The following is a 660-nucleotide window of genomic DNA, read 5'->3' as shown; positions in this document are numbered from 1 at the left end:
GTTACGTGCAGTTAACGTCACTTCCACTTGGTAGTCGCCAGCATGCAGCACTTTCAAACGACCAGAATCTGAAGATAACAACTCAACCACCGGCTCAGCTTGGTTAATCAGACGGTAGCTTGCTTTGGCTTCTCCCCCACTCATCACAGGTGTGATAACCGCACCAGCAGAAAAGTCCAGAGTTGGATAAGTAATAGAAACCGGGTTGCTACCTTGTTTAATCGTTACAGCAAAGCTACTTTCACCTGGAGTAAACTTATCGTTACCTGCGTCCGACACAATAACTCTGGTGCTGCCCGCATTCAGAATGCGCATATCACCCGTTTTGCGATCTAAGGAAACCACATCGGTTGCAGAATCCGTCGCAAATCGGTAGCTCACTTCGCCAACCGTACCGAGAATCGATGGTTTTTGGACATAAGGTTGGTTGATGTTCCACGTACCTTCTACTAAGCCTGACTGGATAGCAATTCGGCTTGGCGCACTCAGAATGTTAAAGCGAACTTTTTGATCTGGACCGGCCGTGTAATTTGCACTCTCTTTCCTGCGAACTGTTAACGTCGTTTGACCCGCTTTGTAGACACGAATAAGACCGTCACCAATAACATCTGCAACACCTGGAGAAGTATTGTCAACGACTTCCAAATGATCATTGCTGGC

General features: G+C 47.3%; 1 pseudogene. It reads right to left on the bottom strand.

The features are described 5' to 3' along the window. Positions 1-660: pseudogene (locus tag R7044_RS25890) on the bottom strand (cadherin repeat domain-containing protein); the annotation flags it as partial.

Source organism: Vibrio sp. 1402 (assembly GCF_033340275.1).
The sequence above is the reverse complement of the archived record's forward strand: the minus strand, read 5'-3'. Positions and strand labels throughout refer to the sequence as shown.